Here is a 20630-nt window from a genome sequence, read left to right on the forward strand (position 1 = left end):
ATGTACCAATATGATTCATACGATCAGGCGATGGTCGATGCCCGCGTAGAGGAATTCCGCGATCAGGCCCGACGCCGGTTGGAAGGCAAGCTGACCGAAGACCAGTTCAAGCCGTTGCGGCTGATGAACGGGCTGTATCTGCAACTCCACGCCTATATGCTACGGGTGGCTGTGCCCTATGGCACACTCAATTCGCTGCAGATGGAGGCGCTGGCCGACATCGCCGAAAAGTACGATCGCGGCTATGGCCACTTCACCACCCGCCAGAACATTCAGTACAACTGGATCAAGCTGGAGGACGCCGCCGATATCCTCGCCGATCTTTCGCGCGTCGAAATGCACGCCATTCAGACGAGCGGCAATTGCATTCGCAATATCTCGTCCGATCACTTTGCGGGCGCTGCTGCAGATGAAGTGGTCGATCCGCGACCCTATGCCGAGCTGCTGCGGCAATGGTCCAGCTTCCACCCGGAATTTACCTACCTGCCGCGCAAGTTCAAGATTGCGGTGATCGCGTCCGAGAAAGACCGCGCGGCGATGCGGTTGCACGATATCGGCATCCGGATCATCCGGAACGATGCGGGCGAAATCGGCGCGCAGTTCTATGTCGGCGGCGGCATGGGTCGCACCCCGATGATCGCGCCGCTGGTGCGCGATTTCGTGCCGCTCGATCAGCTCATCACCTATGCCGAGGCGTGCCTGCGGGTCTACAACCGCTACGGCCGGCGCGACAACAAGTACAAGGCGCGGATCAAGATCCTCGTCCATGAGCTTGGCGCAGCGGAATACACCCGCCAGGTCGAGGAGGAATTCGCCCATATGCTCAGCGTCGGGGTCGAACCGCCGCGTGAGGAACTGGCACGGATTGCGACGTATTTTGCCGATCCGGCGTTCGTGGATGGGCCGAAGACGCTTGACCGCTCGGACCCGGATTTCGCCTTGTGGGTGACACGCAACACCCACCGGCACAAGCACGACGCCTATGTCTCCGCCGTCATCAGCCTCAAGCCGGTCGGCGGCATTCCCGGCGATGCGACCGCCGATCAGATGCGCGTCGTCGCCAAACTGGCACGCGACTACAGCTTTGACGAGCTGCGCGTGATGCACACCCAGAACCTGCTGCTGCCGCATGTGCGGATCGCCGATCTCCATGCGGTGTGGAGCGCGCTCGATGAAGCAGGCCTTGGCGCGCCCAACATGGACACGATCGAGGACATCATCGCCTGCCCCGGCCTGGATTATTGCAGCCTCGCCAATGCCCGCTCGATCCCGCTTGCCCAGCGCATCTCCGAACGCTTTGCGCAAGCCGGTCGCACCGAACTGGTAGGCGAGTTGAAGCTCAAGATTTCCGGCTGCATCAATGCCTGCGGACACCACCACGCGGGGCACATCGGCATCCTTGGCGTCGACAAGAAGGGCACCGAGAACTACCAGCTCTCGCTCGGCGGGTCGGAGGCCGAGGACGTCAGTCTCGCCAAGATCACCGGCCCCGGCTTCGACGAGGACGGCGTGATCGCTGCGGTCGAGAAAGTCACTGATGTCTACCTCGCCAGCCGCACCGATGGCGAACGCTTTCTCGATACCTATCGCCGCATCGGCATGGAGCCGTTCAAGGAGGCGTTGTATGGTTAATGCCCGTGATCTCGGCACCAGCCCCGACGAGGTGCAGTTCCGCTTCCGCGATGACGAGCCGGTCGACCACGGCACGGTCACCGTCGATGCCGCCATTGACCAGTCCAACGCCGCTGCCGTACGGATCGAACCGGGCGACGATGCGCGTCTGCTCATCCCGTTCCTCGACCGGCTGTCGCTGGTCGAGGTCAACTTCCCCGGCTTCGGCGACGGGCGCGGCTATTCCGCCGCCCGCATTCTGCGCGAGGCCGGCTATGCTGGCGAATTGCGCGCGGTGGGCGACGTTCTGATCGACCAGCTTTCGCACATGCGTCGCTGCGGCTTCGACAGCTTCGCACCCGACAAGCGGCTGGACGAAGACAACGCCGCCCGCGCTTTCGCCACTTGGGAAAACGTCTATCAACGCGCGGCTGATGCGCGCCGGACCATTGCGGACAAACGCCATGAAGCCTGAATCGACCCATGCAACAGCCGATCGCACCCGCGACACGCTCGACCTCGCGCCCCGCTTTACCGAGCACGATGCCTTGCGGCTCAACCGGATGTTCCGGGGTTCCTCGACGCAGGAAATGCTCGAAGCGGTGATCCGCGACAGGTTGGCGGGCGATCTCGCAGTGGTCTCGAGCTTTGGCGCGGAAAGCGCGGTGTTGCTGCATCTGGTTGCCAGCGTAGACCCGTCTGTGCCGGTGCTGTTCCTCGATACGGGCAAGCATTTTGCCGAGACGCTGGCCTATCGCGATATGTTGGCAGAGCGGCTGGGCCTGAACCTCGTGATCCTGACCCCCGATGCCGCCGAACTGGCGAAGAGGGACGACACCGGCCTGCGATGGTCATACGATCCCGATGGCTGCTGCGAGATTCGCAAGGTGCGCCCGCTGGAAAAGGCGCTCAGCAATTACGACGCCAGCTTCACCGGGCGCAAGGCGTTCCAGTCCTCGACCCGTGCCAACCTGCCGCGGTTCGAAGTGGACACCTCGGACGCGCAGGGGCGGCTGAAGATCAACCCGCTGATCGACTGGGACGCGAGCCGGATCGCCGGCCATTTCATCCAGCACGACCTGCCCCGCCACCCGCTGATTGCGCAGGGCTACCCCTCGATCGGCTGCTCGCCCTGCACCACCCAGGTCGCGCCGGGCGAAGACCCGCGCTCGGGCCGGTGGAAGGGCTGGGACAAGACCGAATGCGGCATCCACAAGCCGGGCGAGGAGCCATTTCTCTGACGATGTGCGCTCCTGCGAAAGCAGGAGCCTATTTACGGTCACCGCATGGACACCCGCTTTCGCAGGAGATCACAAGGAGTTAACATAGCTGTATGTTTGCCCTTCTCCTCGCTGTCGCCCAGATTGCCGAACCGACGCCTACGCCCGATTGTTCGTACGATCTGGAGGCCATGCTAGCGCTTGATCGCGACGCCTTCGACCAAGACATGGACGGCGGCTGGCGGGTGCTCGGCATGAAAGAGGGTTGCGAAATCGCCACTGCGGAGCTGATCCGCGCATGGCGTCACGAAAAGCGCGATCATGCATCTATCCTCTACTGGCACGAAGGCCAGATGCGCGCGTCGGGCGGGCAGACAAATGAGGCCATCGCGCTGTTTCAGCTGTCCTATAAGCCGCCCGAATTCGATGTAGACTTCGGCTGGAACCACTATGTTTCGGGAACCATCGCGTTTCTGGTCCGTGGCCGGGCACACCTGCGCCAGTCGATCAAGCGACTGAAATCGCTCCCTGCAGGTGAAAGCACATCCTTCACAACACCCGACGGAAAAGTGGTCAAAATGTCATGGCCGCCCAACCTCAACGTTCTCGAAGCATTCGAACGGTGCTGGGGCAAGAGCTACAAGGAAGCTTACGGCACCGAGGCCTGCGCCACGCCTGAAAGTTAAAGCCACCCCTCGCGCCGGTACCACTCTGCCGTCGCCTTCAGCCCCACGTCGCCTGCGATCCTCGGCTGCCAATAGCCCGGCGGCACGTGGCGGTCGGAGCGCGAAACCCAGTTGGGATGGCACATATAGCCGACCCGGTCGGGCGTCAGCTTGGCGCGGTCGCCGCGCAGCAGACGGTCGCTGGCGGCCGCGACTTCGAGCACGGCGCGCGGCAAATGCGGAGCGAAGACCGATGGACGGCCCACCGACCGGCCAATCGCGGCGGCGAGTTCCTTGTGACTCCATCCACCCTCGCGCCCGTCGTCGGGTTCGTAGATTTTCTTGCGGGTAGGCGCAGCATTCTCCGTCAGCGCAATCAGCAAATCCGCCAGGTCATCTGCGTGGATAATCGAAGTCGCCCCGCCCGGGGGCAGCGGCACCGCGCCCCGCTTGGCCGCACGGAACAGGTCGAGCATGTCGATATCGCGCGGGCCATAGACGGCGGGCGGGCGGATGATCGTCCAGTCGAGCCCGCTCGCCTCCACCACCGTCTCGGCCCGCGCCTTCGACGCACCATAGGCCGACAGCTTGGGCTCGCGCGCGGCGAGCGAGGAGACGAACACCAGCCGCTTCACACCAGCCGCCCGCATGGCTTCGACAACCCTCGCAGTCCCGGTCACGTTGGCGGCTTCGAACGCAGCCGGTTCGGGCGTGTTGGTAAGGCCCGCGACATGGATCACCGCGTCCGCTCCGGCAAACAGCGCTGTCAGCGCCGCGAGGTCGACCAGATCGCCCGGCACCCATTCGACACGCTCGCGCGCCGCCTGTTCGCGCCGCGCCAGCGCCCGCACCCGATGCCCAGCCGCCAGCGCCGCATCCAGTACTGCGCTGCCGACGAAACCGGTCGCGCCGGTAATCGCCAGAACGCTCACGGACGCAGGCTCACAGCAGCACCAGATGGTCCCGGTGAATCACGCAGGCACGCGGCAGATGGCCCAACCGCTCGGCCACTTCCTCGCTGCGCAATCCCTTGATCGCGTCGCACTCGTCCCAGTCATATTCGATCATGCCCTTGGCGATAGTCTTGCCATCCGGGCCTTCGACCTTGATCACGTCGCCGCGCTCGAACTCTCCATAGACGCCGATGATTCCAGCCGCGAGGATGCTCTTGCCTTGGTGCAGCGCTGCCATGCAGCCGCGATCCACCCGGATCGAACCGTTGAAGCGCAGTCGGCCGCCGATCCAGCTTTTCCACGCATTGTCGTCGCGCTTGGGCAGGAACAGCGTGCCGCGGTTCGCGGCCATTGCGCAGGCGATCGGCAGGTCGTCCACCCCCTTGATGATGGCGAGCGCGATACCGGCACGCTCTGCGATCTCGGCGGCAAGCAGTTTGGACGTCATCCCGCCAGAGCCCTTGCCCGAGGAAGACTTGCCGCTCGCCATCTTGTGGATTGCCTCGGTTACGCCGCGCACTTCGGGCAGGAATTCGGCGTCGGGATGAGCCGGATCGCGATCGTACAGCCCTTCGACATCGGTCAGCAGCAGCACGCCCTGTGCCGAAGCCGCCTGCGCCACCCGCGCGGCCAACCGGTCATTATCGCCGAAGCGGATTTCCGAGGTGGCGATCGAATCGTTCTCGTTGATTATCGGCACCGCGCCACGTTCGAGCAGTTCGCGCAGGGTTTCCGAAGCGTTGAGATAGCGACGGCGACCTTCGAGATCGTCGAGCGTCAGCAGCATCTGACCGGTCACCAGGTTATATTCAGCCAGCAACTGCGCCCAGGTCGCAATCAGGAACACTTGCCCTGCCGAAGCCGCTGCCTGCGCATGGGCCAGCGTCTCGCGCCCGCCACCCGGCAGACCGAGCAGCGAAGCGCCGAGCGCGACGGCGCCCGAACATACGACGATGATCTCCTGCCCGCGCTCCCGCGCGCCGGCGACCTCGGCCGCCACGCTGCGCAGCCAGTCGTGGCGCAGCTCGCCATCGGGGTGCACCAGCAGGGCCGAACCGAGCTTGATGACCAGGCGCGGGCATTTTTCGATATCGCGGAAGTCGAGCAGACTCTCGATTTTCATGGGTATCCTCGGAAATTGGTAAACCGATCAGCGCATACGCACTGCCGGACAGGTCAGAGCGGCGACCACGCGCTCGCGTCGCCGTCCTCCTCTAACTTCTCGACGGCCGCGGCCTTGGTCTCGGTCGTGGTGCGTTCGGGAAGATAAGCGAGCACCGCGTCAAGAAGTTCCGGAATTCCGGCTCCCGTCACACCAGAAACGGCGAAGACCTTGTCCGCTCCGGCTTCGAGCAGTTCCTTGCGGAAGCCGTCGACCAGTTCCTGATCAGCGAGATCGCGCTTGTTCAAAGCCACCAACCGGGGCTTGTCTTCGAGATCAGCCCCGTAGGCGGCGAGTTCTTCCTCGACGATCTGCATCGCTTCGGCCGGGTCGGCATCGTCAGTGCCGGTGATGTCGACCAGATGGATGAGCACCCGGCAACGTTCGATATGGCCGAGGAAACGGTCACCGATGCCCACCCCTTCGGCCGCGCCTTCGATCAGGCCCGGAATGTCGGCCAGCACGAATTCGCGTGCCTTGTGGCGCACCACGCCCAGTTTCGGCACCAGCGTGGTGAAGGCATAATCGCCGACCTTGGCGCCGGCATTGGACACCGCGTTGATGAAGGTCGATTTGCCCGCATTGGGCAGGCCGACAAGGCCGACATCCGCCAACAGCTTGAGCCGCAGCCACACCCACGCCTCTTCGCCCGCAATGCCCGGCTGGTGCTGGCGCGGGGCGCGGTTGGTGGAGGTCTTGTAGCTGGCATTGCCGCGCCCGCCCATTCCGCCTTCAAGGAAGACGACGCGCTGGCCCACCTGCGTAAAGTCGGCAAGCACCTCTTCCTTGTCTTCGGACATGATCTGCGTGCCGACCGGCACCTTGATGACAAGCGGCTTGGCGCTGGCCCCGGTGCGGTCCTTGCCCATACCATGCCCGCCGCGCGGAGCCTTGAAATGCTGCGAATAGCGAAAGTCGATCAGGGTGTTGAGGCCGGCGACGGCTTCAAACACGATGTCCCCGCCGCGCCCGCCATTTCCGCCGTCGGGCCCGCCGTATTCGACGTACATCTCACGCCGGAAGCTGACGGCCCCGGGGCCGCCTCCGCCGGACTTCACATAGATCTTGGCTTGGTCGAGGAAATGCATGGCGGGCGCATAGGCAATTTTTGCTGCGAATGCGAGGGGAATGGCAAAACGCCCCCTCCCCCGCGTGACGGAGGGGGCATAAGGTCAGAATCGCGCTTCAACGCCGACGACCGCCGAGCGGCCGGGGGAGACGAAGCTGAACACCTGTTCGTAGCGTTCATCCAGCAGGTTATCGATGCGGGCAAAGCCGCTGATCCCCTCGGCCAGCGCCACTCGCGCGTTGAGGTTGACCAGCGTGTAATCATCCAGCTGCACTCGCACCGGCACGAAGCTGGGATCGGTGAAGGCATCGTCCAATGCCGCACCATTGTGCCGCACCACCAATGTGGCCGAAGCGGCATCGCCAGGCGCGGTCCATGTCACAGCGGTGCTGGCGATGTGTTCGGGGCGGCGCACTTCTTCCGCGCCGTTTTCTTCGGCATTAATGTAGCTGTAAGCCGCATCAAGGCTCCACTGTTCGGCGAGCCGCGCGTTGAACGACACTTCAACGCCGCGTTGCTCGCTTTGGGTGGTGCGGTTGGACGGGGTAGCGATGAAGGTGGGGGCCGGGAAGGTGGTGAAGATCTCGCCCTCCAACTCGCTGTCGAAATAGGTGACAGCGAGACGCGCATAGTCGCCGATGTCCTGATCCACGCCGACTTCCCAGCCGGTCGATTTCTCCGGCCGCAAGGCGTCATTGCCGATGAAGCGCCCGTCGACGAACCCGAACAGTTCGAAGAAGCCGGGGTTCTTGACGCCCGACCCTGCCGCCGCGCGCAGGCGGGTGGTGTCGGTGAGGCGATAGCCCGCGCCGATGCGGAAAGTGGTGGCGTCCTGGAACCGATCGTTGATGTCGTGGCGCAGTGCTGCCGAAAGGTCGAACACCGCGCCCGTGTAGCGGTATTCGCCGACAAAACCGATCTGCTCGATTTCGCGCCGCCCGCCGAAGGCAAAGCCGCCCGGGGTGGTGTTGCGGAAGCCCTCCTGCTCGTAATCGGCCGCGAAGGTGAGATTGTGCGCATTGTCGAGCCGCAAGGCGGAGACATAGGACGCCTTCACCCGGTCGCCCTCGCTACCGTTCGAGCGACCGAACGGGCCAAAGGTGTCGCGCGCGATATCTGCCACCTGCGCGGAAAGATCATGGGTCCAGCGCCCGTCCAGCGCCTCGCCCCGCGCGCCGATCAGGGCGTAGATTGCTTCATTGGTGAAGCGCGTTCTGGGCGAATCGATGGTGAAGCCAAAGGTCGGGCTGGCGGGATCGAAGTCGCTATCGTTGAACCGGCCTTCGGTACGAATGAAGCGGGCGGCGGCGCGCAATTGCAGGCCTTCCGACACTTCGGCCGCACCCTTGCCCGAAAGCGTGTAGCTGTCGCGCCCGATGTCGCGGGTGCCGCCTCGCGCATTGGGCTGACCATCGGTGCTGACCACCACGGCAGACAGCGCCGCATCCCAGCTATCGCCTGCCGCGCCGTAACGCAGCGCGCCGTTGATGGTGTTGTCCGTGCCGCCTTCGATCCGCGCCGCGAAACCTGGCACAGCGCGCCCGCTGGCGCTTTCGTAAGCAATCACGCCGCCGATCGCGTCCGGCCCGTAGAGCGCCGATTGCGGCCCGCGCAGCACCTCTACCCGCGCGCCGACATCGGCTTGCAGCGTGCCGATGTCGAATTCGCCCGCAAAGGGATCGGAAACCTCAATGCCATCGACCAGCACCAGCACGTGATTGGCTTCAGAACCGCGCAGGCGGATCTGGGTCTGGCCAGCTACGCCCGCAACCGCGACGCCGGGAACGTCGCGCAGCACATCGGCAATGTCGCGGGTCTGGCGCTGTTCGAGCTGTTCGGCGGTGATCACCAGAGCCGATCCGGTGTAATTTTCAGGCAGCAGGATATCGCCAGAGCGACTGGCGCTGACGATGATGTCAGCGCGTTTCCTGTCGGCGATCACAATCCGATCAAGGCCCTCGCCCGCAGGATCGGCCTGCGCAGACACAGCCACAGCCCAAACCAGCGCCGCCCCAGCGACGCTGTTCAACAATTTCAGATTCTTCACGGATTCCTCCCGTCATCAGCAACATGAAGGCCACGAGGGGTTTGATCCCATCCCCCACGGCCCAGCGATGTCGCTCACAACGAAAGTCTGTTTCCGCGCCTGACCAATCCCTGAGCCAAGCAAAGAGCGACACGCCCCGGTCGGTCTCCTGGCTCACGGATCAGCGCATCCGGTGCTCACCTTCCCAGAGCGTTGCCGCTCCAGTGGCTGCCCCCGTTCAGGGCGCGCACACCGCATACTCACCGCTTACAGTTGCAGGGACAGCTGCGGAATCAAACCGCATTCCCGTTACCTTGGCGCGTCTTGTTGTTAGGCGCTCGCCTGCGCGAGCGCAATACGCGCCATTAGGCGCGGCGGCCGTGCAGGTGTGCTACGCACGTCTGCGCCTTCGGCTTCGACTCCGGCCTTGCAACGCTATGCGCCGTTACAACGCACAATAATGGCAATGACGTTCGGCGCGCAGCGCCGCAAGCGCGACCGCGCGTCGCTGCTTATGCGGCGAAGCCAGGGCGGACGGACGTCCGCCGCCCGGCGTTTGAGAGCGAAATCAAAAACCGCCTGGTGGAGCCGAGCGGGATCGAACCGCTGACCTCGTCATTGCGAACGACGCGCTCTCCCAACTGAGCTACGGCCCCGTTCCAGGTTAGCCTGCCAAGCCTGCCCAAAAGGCAAGCCGGCCAAGGCGAGCGGGCGGATTAGCGGGAAGGACGCGCCCTTGCAACGGGCATTTTTCGACCGGGATCCATGGAATCAACTCTCCGCTCCAGCTTGCGGATCGTTGGATAACGGTTGCACCACCGGCTGCGAGGTCACGTTCTCGTCGACCGGGACGACGGGGACCGCGATCCCGGTTTCCGGATCGATCACCGTCTGTACCCGCACCCCCTGACCCGAAAGATCCGCCACACCCGGCACCGGAACGCCGCTGGCGCGGGCCTGCTGCACCGCCACCCAGCCGGGCTGCGAGGCACCGTACATCGCGCCCCACTTCGCATCCCACTGCGCCGAGGCGATCTGATACGCCTCGTATTCGTCGAAGAAATTTTCGAACGGCATCAACAGACCATCGAAATTGGCGCGGGCAAAGCTCAGCGGATCGGATGGCGGTGCCGCCATTGCCCGGTTAGACAGATCCAGCGCGGCGCGGCAGAAGCCCGAGCGTGCGGCGGGCAGCGCGAAGAAATTATAGACCTGCGTCACCGCCGCATCACGCGCGACCATTGCCTCACGCCGTGTATCGTGGCGCCGAGCGACTTCCTTTTCGAGCCGGTCGTTCACCGCTTTCAGCGGGCGCACATTATTGGTGAGAAACGCACGATATCCGTTGAGGATCGGTTCGTATTCCGGCGCCAGACAATTGAGCGCAGCGACATTCCATGCAGAACGCAGATGCCACACCAGAAGATCGTCGCTGAGGCCGGTGTTGATGGTCACGCGGCGCCCGTCAGGCCCGCGCGGAGGAATATTCATCACGTAATGCGCGCCGCCGGGCGGCAGCGGGCGATAGGGCACGGCCTCGACCACGGGAGGCGGTGGAGGCGGCGGCGGCGGCGGAGGGGGTGGTGCAGGAGTCGCGCAGGCGGCGAGCAGCGTCGCGCCAGCCACGACTGTGGTTATCGCAAGGCCGAAAGGGGTACGCCGGACAAGCTCTTCCTGGCGAGTGCCGTTTTTGGGCGACGATATATGCTGCGGGGCCACGCTCATGGGTACTTCAACCTCTCCTGCCGGTTCGGGATGGACGATGATGCCCGGCTTCTGCTTGCTCCAGCCTGAAGCCGGGGGATAGCCGCGCCATATAACAAAGCAAATGCCCGAAGCCTGTGGAAAGGCTCCGGGCATTCGACATTTCAACACCTGCGTCAGGTGAACCGCGTTGCGGCTCCTCGGTTACTCGCGGTTGCCGAGGAAGGTGAGCAGGAACTGGAACATGTTGATGAAGTCCAGATACAGGCTCAGCGCGCCCAGAACCACGGCCTTGCCAGCGAATTCGGTGCCGCGCAGATACTGGTATTCGGCCTTCAGACGCTGCGTGTCATAGGCGGTCAGACCGGCGAAGATGAGCACGCCGATGAAGCTGATCGCGTAGTGGAACGCGGGCGACTGCAGGAAAAGGTTCAGCACCATCGCGACGATCAGGCCGATCACGCCCATGATCAGGAAGCTGCCCATGCCGGACAGGTCCTTCTTGGTGGTGTAGCCCCACAGCGACAGGCCCGCGAACGCCGCAGCGGTCGCAAAGAACGTCGTGGCGATCGAGCCGCCGGTGTAAACCAGGAACACCGACGACAGCGACAGACCCATCAGCGTCGCGAAGCCCCAGAACATCAACTGCAAAGTGCCGGTGCTGAAGCGGTTGGCGCCGAAGCTCATCGCGAACACGATGGCGAGCGGCGACAGCGCCACGATCCAGCGCAGGATGCCGCCAGTGAAGATCGCCTCAGCAGTCCCGCTGGTGAACGCCAGCAGCGCGACGATGCCGGTCAGCAGCACGCCCGACGACATGTAATTGTAAATCGAGAGCATGTGCTTGCGCAGACCCTCGTCGAACCGGCCAGCGACATCGCCACCGGCACGCGGCACGGAGCCGACGCGCTGCGCATTGCGCGAAGTGTCATTCCAGTCAGCCATTGCGAAAACCCTTGATCCTTCAGTGAAGCGCGAAAGGCCGCGCTCTCCATGTTGGCGAATATCGGTGTTTCGCCCGCGCTTTTCAAGCGAAACCGGCTTGCAAAGCGCGCAATTCGTTCAGCTTAACACCTGTTAAGCTTACGCGCCTTGCGAAAGCTCCGCTCCCTTGTCGCGGGTCGCACGCAAGGTGGCGACCAGCAGGCGGTGCAATGCGGCGTCGTTATCCAACACATTCAACCCTTCGCGGGTCATGCCGCCGGGGCTTGCCACCCGGTCAGCAAGCGCTCCCGCGCCGGTATCCGATGCCGCTGCGAGCGATGAAGCACCGTCGACGGTTGCAAGCGCCAGTTGATCTGCTGAGGCGCGGTCCAGCCCCAATTCCTCGGCCGCTCTCGCCAGCGCATCGATGAAGCGGTAAACGAACCCCGGCCCCGATCCGGCCAGCGCGGTGACAAGATCGAAGCGGCTCTCGTCCTCAAGCCAGATCGCTGTGCCAAGCTTGTCGTAAAGCGCCAGACAATCATCGCGCGCGCCCTCGTCCAACCCGGATTCGAGCAGGATGACGGGCGACTTGTTGATGCGCGCGGCAAGGTTCGGCATCACCCGCACATGGCCTTTGGCGGCGGGGAACACCTCGGCCAGCTGCGCGCAGGTGATCCCGGCCAGCAGCGAGCACACGGTGACGCCCGCACCGGTCAGCGCCTGCAGACCCGGCGCCAGCTTGCGCAACTGCTGCGGCTTGAAGCCGAGCATGACCGCATCATGCGCGCCCGCTGCCTCGGCCTCTCCCGCCTCGCGATAGAGCGAAACACCCTCCGGAGCCTTAGGCAGCGCGGGATCGAGAATGGCGCAGCGCGCCGGATCGACGCCTGCCGCCAGCCACCCGGCGAGCATCGCCCCGCCCATATTGCCGCAACCGATGATGAGAAGCTGATTGATCATGAAATTATACCGTCCGGACTAAGCCTGTCGAAGCCCCGTCCTTCCTCGCGACCCTTGAAAAAGGCGCGAAAGGATGTCCCGATGGGATCGGGCCGGACGGGTGAGCGAATGTTGCCCTTAGCCTTTCAGGCCTCGCCCGCCGCGTCAACCATGGCTGCTTCCAGCGCGGCACGCGGGCTCTTGTCGCCCCACAGCACGAACTGGAATGCGGGGTAGAAACGATCGCATTCGTCGATCGCACATTCGACCAGCGCCTGCGCCATATCGAGCGTGAGCCGTCCGTCCTCGCTCAGCAATGCGCCGTGACGATAGAGCAGCACGTCGCCGCTCGACCAGATGTCGAAATGCCCCAGCCACATCTGTTCGTTGACTAGGCAAAGCAGTTCATAGGCAGACGCGCGTTTGTCCTCGGTCACGCGGATATCGGGTAGGCACAGGAACTGGAGCACGCGGTCTTCGGCCCGCCAGATCGCGCGCAGCTGGTAATTGGCCCAGCTGCCCTGCACTTCGCCGCTCATTTCGTCGTCGGAAACGAGTTCACACGGCCAGCCGCGCGCCTCGAACAGCGCTGCCAGCATCTCAACCGGCGCAGCATCGTCCTGTTCGGAATAATCCATCGGTCGCGCCCTCATCGGGCAGTGAGCCGGCAGCAGTGCCGGTCGGCGAGTGAAAGGGGCTGTGCTGCAATCATCGACGCACGAATGGACGTGGGAGGGGGCGCTTGGCAATGCGCAGCACCGGGGCAGTTGGGGAGAACCCACCTAGCTTGTTCAAAGCCTGTGCAAAGATTGTGGGGGAGAGGCGAAAAAAATCATTTAACTACCTGTATTTCCTCGCCATCTGGACTGACGTACAGGAAGGTGTCGAGCCCCTTGGCCTTGAGCCCGCGCACCAGCGCCTGCCCTGTCTCGCGATCATCGAGCGGCCCGGCGAGCAGGCGGTGCGCCTCGCCCCAGGGTGTGGTGTGCGGCTTCAACTTCGCCAGAAGATCGCCGCCGCTGCGCGACAGACGGCGCCAGTCATAGCCGAGCGCGCCGGCATTCTTGCCGGTAGCAAGCTGCACCCATACGCGGCTGGAATGCACCGGCTTGGGCGGCTCCTTTGGTTTGGCCGGCGGCGGAGTTTCGCGCTTGATGGCAATCCGCGTGAGATCGACCGCGCCCGCGCCCACGCGGGCATCGGGCAAGGTATCGCCGCCCAGATCGGCGAAAGCATCCGCGACTCGCAGCGGCGCAGGCGCAGGCGCAGCCATGGCCGTCGCGACAACAGGCAACGATGCCGGCGCAAGGGTGGTTTGTGATACCGGAGCGGCAGTCGGCACTGCCGAGGTCTGTGGGCGACTGCCGAGCGGCGGGCCGGCCGGTTCGAGCCGACTGTCGACTTTCGATTCGGCCGCAAAGCGCGCAAGGCGCGGATCTTCACGGCCGATATCAGCCGCCCGCGGGAATATCCCGAGATTGGCCGCCGCAGCCTGCTGCGCCGGGGTAAGACGCGGCATGTACGCGAGGTACGGTACGATCCGGCTGGACAGATCGCGCGGCATCACCTGCTCCACGATCGCTGTCGCACGATCCTGATCGCCGAGGATAGCAAGGCCGAAAGCGCGAGCGCGAAAGGCAGCCGTATCGCGCTTGTCGAGCAACGGTCGCAGCGCCTCTTCGAAGCGCGCACGATTGCCCGATATTGCCTGGCTAACTGCGAGGCGGCGACGGGCTTCATCGTTGCCGGGATCGAGTTCGATCGCACGGATATAAGCGGCCTGTGCAGATTGCTGCTCCCCGACGAGATCGAAAGCCAGCGCCTGATCGCTCAAGACTTCCCGCATGGGAACCCCAGCGGCGCGGGCACGATCGAATTGCGGGATCGCCTCGCCCGGACGACCCGAAACCAGGTACACCGTACCAAGGCCAAGCGCGACGCGGGGATGATCGGGGTCGATATCCGCCGCACGTCCATAGAAGCCGACCGCCGCATCGAGATCACCGACCCCGAGCGCCGCCGTTCCCGCCTCCACCAGCGCATCGAGATCGCGTGGCGCCTTGGCAAGCGCAACCAGGGCGCGGTTGAGGCGCTGCACTTCATCGCTCGGCAGTGGCTGCACGACTTCGCGCGAGACGACCTCCTGCGCCGCCGCTGCGACCGGCATCATGCCAAGGCAAGCTACGGCACCAAGCGAAAAGCCAAGGGCTTGAAAGCGATATGTCACGCAGCGAGACCTAGCGTGATCGGGTCGCATTGCCAGCGACACACGGCACTCGAGCGGCGAATAGCACCGCACGCGCGCCGGATGGTCTACTGGTTGCGGTTACGGTCGAGAAAGCGCGGAATGCTGAGCGCGGGGCCATCCTCACCGTCATCTTCGTCCTCTTCGTCACGCCCGGTGCTGCGCGACAGGTTGGCCATGCGTTCGAACAGCGTGCTGCCCCCGATCGCAGCACCGCCGCCGCTGCTGTCACCGCCGCCGTCACCAGCGGCACCGCCCAACAGTGCGCGCCTGCGACTACCACCGAGGCGCGCGGTCACCGGAAGATCGTCCGCTGCCAGGCGATCGGCACTCGCAAGCAGATCGTCCTGCGCCGGCTCCGCCTCGGGCTCTTCGGCTTCGGTGTATTCGGTGTACTCACCGGTCAGATCGAGCAGCGTATCCTCTTCTCCGTCATCTTCCCCGACAATGGCTGCTTCCGGATCGCTCACTTCTTCGGCGCTGCGCAAGCCTGCGAGCGGATCGACGATGCCGTCGACATCATCCTCATGATCGATGCCCATGTCGTCCCCGGCCTGCATCCCGGTCAGGTCGAACGGCGCGGAGCCATCGGATTCTTCCTCGGCTGCAGGCTCTTCGGGCGTCATGTCGGGCGGGGTCAGCGTGAACCCGGCACTGGCCAGCGACGCGAGCGGCGCAGGGGATTCCGGCACATCGTCGGGCAGTTCAGTCAGCCCTTCGTCCTCGGACAGTTCAAGCACCGGGCGCTTGGGCGCGCGCGAGGTGCCGAGCGAAACCGGCTGCGAACGCTCGACCTGGCCGGCGGCGCTTTGTTCGATGCCGGTGGCGACCACGGATACGCGAATCTTGCCATCGAGGTCAGGATTGAAGGCGCTGCCCCAGATGATGTTGGCGTCTTCGTCTACCAGTTCGCGGATGTGGTTGGCGGCCTCGTCGACTTCCAGCAGCTTCATGTCCTCGCCGCCAATGATCGAGATGATCACGCCCTTGGCACCGGCCATGCTGACGCCGTCGAGCAGCGGATTGGCAATCGCCTGTTCCGCCGCCTTGAGTGCGCGATTATCGCCGTCGCCCTCACCGGTGCCCATCATCGCCTTGCCCATCTCGCTCATCACGGAGCGCACGTCGGCGAAGTCGAGATTGATCAGGCCCGGCATCACCATCAGATCGGTGATTGAACGCACGCCTTGCTGCAGCACTTCATCGGCAAGCTGGAAGGCCTCCTTGAAGGTGGTTTCAGCCTTGGCGATCAGGAACAGGTTCTGGTTGGGAATTACGATCAGAGTGTCGACGTGCTTCTGCAACTCGTCGATCCCGGCCTCGGCGGCGCGCATCCGGCGGGTACCTTCGAACAGGAACGGCTTGGTAACCACGCCCACCGTCAGCACACCCATGCGGCGCGCGGCTTCGGCGATAACGGGGGCGGCGCCGGTGCCGGTGCCCCCGCCCATGCCGGCCGCGATGAAGCACATGTTCACGCCTTCGAGCGCCTGCTCGACATCGGCCACGGTTTCTTCCGCAGCGGCCTTGCCAACTTCGGGCCGCGCTCCCGCGCCCAGACCCCCGGTGATATCCGGGCCCAACTGGATGCGCTTTTCCGCCGGCGAGGTGCTGAGCGCCTGCGCATCGGTGTTGGCGACGATGAATTCGACGCCTTCGATCTCGGCCTCGATCATGTTGGCGATCGCGTTGCCGCCCGCTCCGCCGATGCCAATCACGGTGATGCGCGGACGCAGGTCATCCGTGGCGGCGGGTCCGATATTGATGCTCATCAGCTTGTCCTCCAAAGCGGGAGATGCGGACGTTTCCATCCTTCCCCCGCCGATCTATCACCTCTGTGACATATTACCGGGGCACTTTTGATAGGCCTTGCGCCCTTATCCACAGGGCTCGCCCCCATCAGAAGTTCTCCTTGAGCGCCCGCATGAGCCGGAAGAGTGGATCAAGCCACCCGCTTCGGCGTGCCGGACTGCGATAACTCGCTGCTCGCCCGGCACCGATCGCGCGGATATCGACCGGGTCTTCGGCGGCATAAAGACAAAGTCCGGCAAGCGTAGCAAAGCCTGGCGCGTGATGCGCCTCGGGCATGCCGACAAGCTGCGGCGGGCGCCCCAGCCGGACCGGCTGGCCGAGCGCGCCCTGCATGAAATCCGCCATTCCGGCCAGCTCCGCGCCGCCACCGGTCAGCACCACCTGCCCTGCGCGGCTGCCGGAAAATCCCATGTCCTTCAGCGCCTTGCCTACATCTCCGGTCAGCACTGCCAGTTGCTGGGTGACGACCGAAATCAGCTCGGCACGCACGATCCGGTTCTTGTCGTCGGCCCCGCGCGCCAATGGCCCGGCAGCAGCGCCATCGGGTGCATCATTCGGCCCGTTGACCGGGATCAGCTCGCGATGATCGGCTGGGCTGGCTATTGCCGAACCGGCGACACATTTCAGCCGCTCGGCCTGCGAGCGGCGAATGCCAAAGGCGCTTGCGATTGAATCAGTGATATCGGCCGATCCGATCGGCAGCGCTTTCAGTCCCAGTAGCATCCCGCCGGCGAACACCGCGACATTGGTGACGTCGGCCCCAATTTCGACCAGCGCCACGCCCAGTTCGCGCTCTTCGAGGCTGAGGCAGGCATGACCCGCTGCCAGCGGCGCGGCGACCACACCCTCCACCATCAGGTGCGCATTCTGGACCGCTTCGGTCAGGTTCCTCACCGGTGCACCATCGGCCAGCATTACATGAATATCCACGCCGAGCCGTTCAGCGTGCAGACCGCGCGGATTGGCGATCCCGTGCGCCCCGTCGAGCGTGTAGTGCGCAGGCTGCGCGTGCAGCACGGTGCGCCCATCTGGCTGGATCGTCTCCTGCGCATGAACCAGCAGCTGTTCGACATCCTCGTCCTCGATCCGCCGTCCGCCGATTTCGATATCGACCGACACGACATTGCTGGCGAGCCCTGCCCCGGCGCAGGCGATCCACACGCTGCGCACGGGAATTCCGGCGCTTTTCTCAGCGCGTTCCACAGCATCGCGAATGGCATGGCTGGCTGCCGCCATATCGGTGACATAGCCGCGCTTGATCCCGGCGCTGGCGCGGTGGCCGGAGCCCATCACCTGCAGACCGCCGTTCTCGGTCTCGCCGATGATCATCGCCGAGATACGGAACGAGCCGATATTGACCGCCGCAAAGCTGCGGGCAAGGCGGCGGTTAGAGGAAGCGCGCGAGGCCACTACAGCGATCCTCCCGCAGCCGCGGCGACCTTGGGGCCTTCGCTGTCGCCATCGGGCAAGCGCATGTAGAGGCGCGGCGGCGAACGCATGTCAAACGAAAGCACCTTGCCGCCGATCAGGCGGTTCTGACCATCCAGACGGGCGAACCTGACCAGCGCGCCTGCTGCCTCGACCTCGCCTTCAGGCAAGGCGAGCAACTGCCCGGTGGCGAAAGTGAGATTCCAGCGGCGATTGCCTACCCATTCGGCCGCCTCGACCTGCGGTGCCAGCGCAGGGGCGGCGCCGAGCAGTTGTTCGAGCCGCGCAGCCTGCTGACCGGCTCCCGGCCCGGCCAGCCGCAGCATCCCATCGGCCTTGGCGGGCGCAACCGTTTCCAGTTCGACCCCGGCCGCATCGATCAGCACCAGCCGATCGGGCTTTTCCAGCACCGCGTGCGGCGCGCGCTCAACGATATCGATGGCCAGCGTGTGCGGAAGCTGGATCGAGACCCGCGCATCCCTGACCCACGGCAGTTCGCTGGTGAGCCGGGTGCGAATGGCTTGCAGATCGACCTCCGGCATCGGGCGGCCCAGCTGGTCGGAAATGAGCGCGTAAACCTCGCCCTCGTCCATCCGCCGGGTGCCGGTCACGCGGAAGCCCCGGACCGCGAAACCCGCATCCGCCGCCATCACAGCGACCTGACGCTGCGCCAGCGCAGGAACGCCTGCAAAATTGGCGATGATGAACCCGATGCCCACCACGCCGCCAATGATGATCGCGAGCCAGATTCGGCTCCACTGTTCCTCGGTGAACGGGAGCAAGCCCATCAACCAGTCGATAAACCCGCTGGCCTTGCCTTGCGCCTTGCGGGCGGTGACGGCGCGGCTCTGCGCCTTGGCCGCGCGACGCACGCCGGTAGAGGCGCTACGCCGGATCTGTTGCGCCATGCTGCCCTCCCTGCCCTGCGTGCCCTATCTGCTTCGCTTGTTTGGCTGCGTGAACGCGCAGCGCCTCGGCCACCAGAAGTTCGACCAGATCCGCATAGGGTATGCCGCAATGCGCCGCCTGCTCGGGCACTAGGCTGAGCGGGGTCATACCCGGCTGGGTGTTGGTTTCCAGAACGAACAGCCCGCCCTCGCCCGCTTCGTCGTCCCAGCGGAAATCGGTGCGGCTGGTGCCGTGGCAACCGAGCACCTGATGCGCCTTGACCGCATATTGCTCGCACAGGGCAGTGATTTCCGGCGGGAGGTCGGCGGGGAAGATGTGCTGGGTGCGGCCTTTGGTGTATTTGTGCTCGTAGTCGTAAAAGCCGTTTGCGATCACCAACTCGGTCACGCCCAAGGCGCGCGGGCCATCCGAGCCGTCGATCACGGCGGTGGTCAGTTCGCGGCCCTTGATGAAAGGTTCGGCGAGCAGTTCGGCAAATTCCTGCCACGGGCCTTTGGCGTCGGGTGAGATCGGGTTGCCGACATTACTGCCTTCCGTGACGATGGCGACACCGACCGATGATCCTTCGTTCACCGGCTTCAGCACATAGGGGCGCGGCAGCGGGTCGCGTTCGAACAATTCCTCACGCGTCACGATCCGCCCGCCGGGCATCGGGATGCCGTGGGGCACCAGCGCCTGCTTGGTCAGCTGCTTGTCGATCGCGATCACCGAGGTGACGAGGCCCGAATGGGTATAGGCGAGGCCCATGAGGTCGAGCATCCCCTGCACCGAGCCATCTTCCCCCGGCACGCCGTGGAGCGCGTTGAACACCACATCGGGCTTTGCTTCGGCGAGCCGCAGCGCGACGTCGCGCCCCATATCGATCCGGGAGACGCGGTGACCCTTGCTTTCGAGCGCATCCGCCACGCCTGTGCCGCTCGACAGTGATACGGCGCGCTCGCTGGCCCAACCGCCCATCAGGACGGCGACGTGGAGTTTTTTCGTTTCGCTCACGGCCGTCCCACTCGCTGGATTTCCCATTCGAGGCTGACGCCCGAATGCTGGTACACCTTCTGCCGCACCAGTTCCCCCAGCCCTTCGATGTCGGCGCTGGTGGCATTGCCGGTGTTGATCAGGAAATTGGTATGCTTGTCGCTGACCCCTGCACCGCCCAGCGTCAGCCCCCGGCATCCGGCGTCGTCGACGAGTTGCCACGCCTTTCGCCCTTCCGGGTTCTTGAAGGTCGATCCGCCGGTCTTGGTGCGCAGCGGCTGGCTGGCTTCGCGCGCGGCGGCGATGCGGTCCATCTCCGCGCCGATTTCCGCCGGATCGCCCGGGTGGCCGCGAAACCGCGCGGAGACGACGATCGCTCCGTCGGGCAAGGCGGAGTGGCGGTAGGAATATTCGAGTTCTTCCGCGTTCAACGTAATGAAGCTGCCATCGTGCAGGATCACTGCGCAACTGAGCAGCACATCGGCTACCTCACGCCCATAGGCGCCGCCGTTCATGCGCACGAAACCGCCGACGGTGCCGGGGATACCGCGCAGGAATTCCAGCCCGGCAATGCCCGCATCGCGCGCGGTCGAGGCGACGAGAATGCCGCTCGCCCCGCCGCCGCAGGTCAGTTCGTTGTCACCGGTGATCTCGACCCCGGCAAATGCCTTGCCCAGCCGCACCACCACGCCCGGCACGCCGCCATCGCGCACGATCATGTTGGAGCCGAGGCCCAGCGCCATCACCGGGATTTCGCCGTAGAGCCGCTCGAGAAAGCGTTTGAGATCGTCCAGATCGGCCGGTTCGAACAGCCAGTCCGCCGGACCGCCGGTCTTGAACCACGTATAGGGCGCGAGCGGCGCCTTGCAGGTGAGCTTGCCGCGAATTCCTTCGAGCGGGATCGGCGCGGTCACGCCGCCCTCGACGGTGCAGGTCGGTGCCGCGCCGTGATCATATTCGTATCCGTCACCGGGTTGCACCATGCCCC

At 64.7% G+C, this 20630-nt stretch carries 18 protein-coding genes, 1 tRNA gene and 1 riboswitch; of the genes, 4 read left to right on the forward strand and 15 right to left on the reverse strand.

Annotation, left to right across the window (positions count from 1 at the left end; translation table 11 throughout):
* The 4 genes from J3454_RS05080 to J3454_RS05095 all read left to right on the forward strand — a co-directional run bounded on the left by J3454_RS05080 (position 1) and on the right by J3454_RS05095 (position 3517).
* Positions 1-1632, forward strand: a complete 1632-nt coding sequence (locus J3454_RS05080) for a nitrite/sulfite reductase (RefSeq protein WP_349512660.1) — start codon at positions 1-3, stop codon at positions 1630-1632.
* Positions 1625-2086 (forward strand): DUF934 domain-containing protein, encoded by a 462-nt coding sequence (locus J3454_RS05085; protein ID WP_349512661.1) that lies wholly within the window; start codon positions 1625-1627, stop codon positions 2084-2086. The genes J3454_RS05080 and J3454_RS05085 overlap by 8 nt, the downstream gene beginning before the upstream one ends.
* Positions 2076-2852 carry a phosphoadenylyl-sulfate reductase gene (locus J3454_RS05090; protein ID WP_349512662.1) on the forward strand — a complete coding sequence of 259 codons (777 nt, stop codon included), beginning with the start codon at positions 2076-2078 and terminating at the stop codon, positions 2850-2852. Before J3454_RS05085 ends, J3454_RS05090 begins: the two co-directional genes overlap by 11 nt.
* A gap of 92 nt (positions 2853-2944) precedes the next feature.
* Entirely contained in the window at positions 2945-3517 is a 573-nt protein-coding gene (locus J3454_RS05095; protein WP_349512663.1) for a hypothetical protein, read from the forward strand.
* Here the strand turns inward: J3454_RS05095 and J3454_RS05100 are convergent.
* The 15 genes from J3454_RS05100 to murB form a co-directional block, all read right to left on the reverse strand.
* Positions 3514-4428 carry an NAD-dependent epimerase/dehydratase family protein gene (locus J3454_RS05100; protein ID WP_349512664.1) on the reverse strand — a complete coding sequence of 305 codons (915 nt, stop codon included), beginning with the start codon at positions 4426-4428 and terminating at the stop codon, positions 3514-3516. The genes J3454_RS05095 and J3454_RS05100 overlap by 4 nt on opposite strands.
* A gap of 10 nt (positions 4429-4438) precedes the next feature.
* Positions 4439-5572 (reverse strand): glutamate 5-kinase, encoded by a 1134-nt coding sequence (proB, locus tag J3454_RS05105; protein ID WP_349512665.1) that lies wholly within the window; start codon positions 5570-5572, stop codon positions 4439-4441.
* A 53-nt stretch (positions 5573-5625) separates the two neighbouring features.
* On the reverse strand, positions 5626-6699 hold the full coding sequence (cgtA, locus tag J3454_RS05110) for an Obg family GTPase CgtA (RefSeq protein ID WP_349512666.1): 1074 nt from the start codon (positions 6697-6699) through the stop codon (positions 5626-5628).
* A gap of 84 nt (positions 6700-6783) precedes the next feature.
* Positions 6784-8727: a TonB-dependent receptor plug domain-containing protein gene (locus J3454_RS05115; protein WP_349512667.1), complete on the reverse strand. Its 1944-nt coding sequence runs from the start codon at positions 8725-8727 to the stop codon at positions 6784-6786.
* Positions 8728-8848: 121 nt separating this feature from the next.
* A riboswitch (cobalamin riboswitch) is annotated at positions 8849-9038 on the reverse strand.
* Between the two features lie 248 nt (positions 9039-9286).
* A tRNA-Ala gene (locus J3454_RS05120) sits at positions 9287-9362 on the reverse strand.
* Between the two features lie 115 nt (positions 9363-9477).
* On the reverse strand, positions 9478-10431 hold the full coding sequence (locus J3454_RS05125; RefSeq protein WP_349512668.1) for a hypothetical protein: 954 nt from the start codon (positions 10429-10431) through the stop codon (positions 9478-9480).
* Positions 10432-10614: 183 nt separating this feature from the next.
* Entirely contained in the window at positions 10615-11355 is a 741-nt protein-coding gene (locus tag J3454_RS05130; protein WP_349512669.1) for a Bax inhibitor-1/YccA family protein, read from the reverse strand.
* Positions 11356-11493: 138 nt separating this feature from the next.
* Positions 11494-12297, reverse strand: coding sequence for a pyrroline-5-carboxylate reductase family protein (locus tag J3454_RS05135; protein WP_349512670.1), 804 nt, complete (start codon positions 12295-12297; stop codon positions 11494-11496).
* Positions 12298-12422: 125 nt separating this feature from the next.
* Positions 12423-12914, reverse strand: coding sequence for a type III secretion system chaperone family protein (locus J3454_RS05140; RefSeq protein ID WP_296717886.1), 492 nt, complete (start codon positions 12912-12914; stop codon positions 12423-12425).
* Positions 12915-13108: 194 nt separating this feature from the next.
* Positions 13109-14446: a tetratricopeptide repeat protein gene (locus J3454_RS05145; RefSeq protein WP_349512671.1), complete on the reverse strand. Its 1338-nt coding sequence runs from the start codon at positions 14444-14446 to the stop codon at positions 13109-13111.
* A 143-nt stretch (positions 14447-14589) separates the two neighbouring features.
* Positions 14590-16293: a cell division protein FtsZ gene (gene ftsZ / locus J3454_RS05150; RefSeq protein ID WP_349512672.1), complete on the reverse strand. Its 1704-nt coding sequence runs from the start codon at positions 16291-16293 to the stop codon at positions 14590-14592.
* Positions 16294-16420: 127 nt separating this feature from the next.
* A complete protein-coding gene (gene ftsA / locus J3454_RS05155; RefSeq protein WP_349512673.1) occupies positions 16421-17743 on the reverse strand; it encodes a cell division protein FtsA in 1323 nt (440 codons plus the stop codon).
* Entirely contained in the window at positions 17743-18669 is a 927-nt protein-coding gene (locus J3454_RS05160) for a cell division protein FtsQ/DivIB (protein WP_349512674.1), read from the reverse strand. Before J3454_RS05160 ends, ftsA begins: the two co-directional genes overlap by 1 nt.
* A complete protein-coding gene (locus J3454_RS05165; RefSeq protein ID WP_349512675.1) occupies positions 18647-19690 on the reverse strand; it encodes a D-alanine--D-alanine ligase in 1044 nt (347 codons plus the stop codon). Before J3454_RS05165 ends, J3454_RS05160 begins: the two co-directional genes overlap by 23 nt.
* A complete protein-coding gene (murB, locus tag J3454_RS05170; protein WP_349512676.1) occupies positions 19660-20625 on the reverse strand; it encodes a UDP-N-acetylmuramate dehydrogenase in 966 nt (321 codons plus the stop codon). The genes J3454_RS05165 and murB overlap by 31 nt, the downstream gene beginning before the upstream one ends.
* Positions 20626-20630: the final 5 nt, after the last annotated feature.

This window comes from Erythrobacter sp. NFXS35 (genome assembly GCF_040148725.1).
Taxonomy (GTDB): domain Bacteria; phylum Pseudomonadota; class Alphaproteobacteria; order Sphingomonadales; family Sphingomonadaceae; genus Erythrobacter.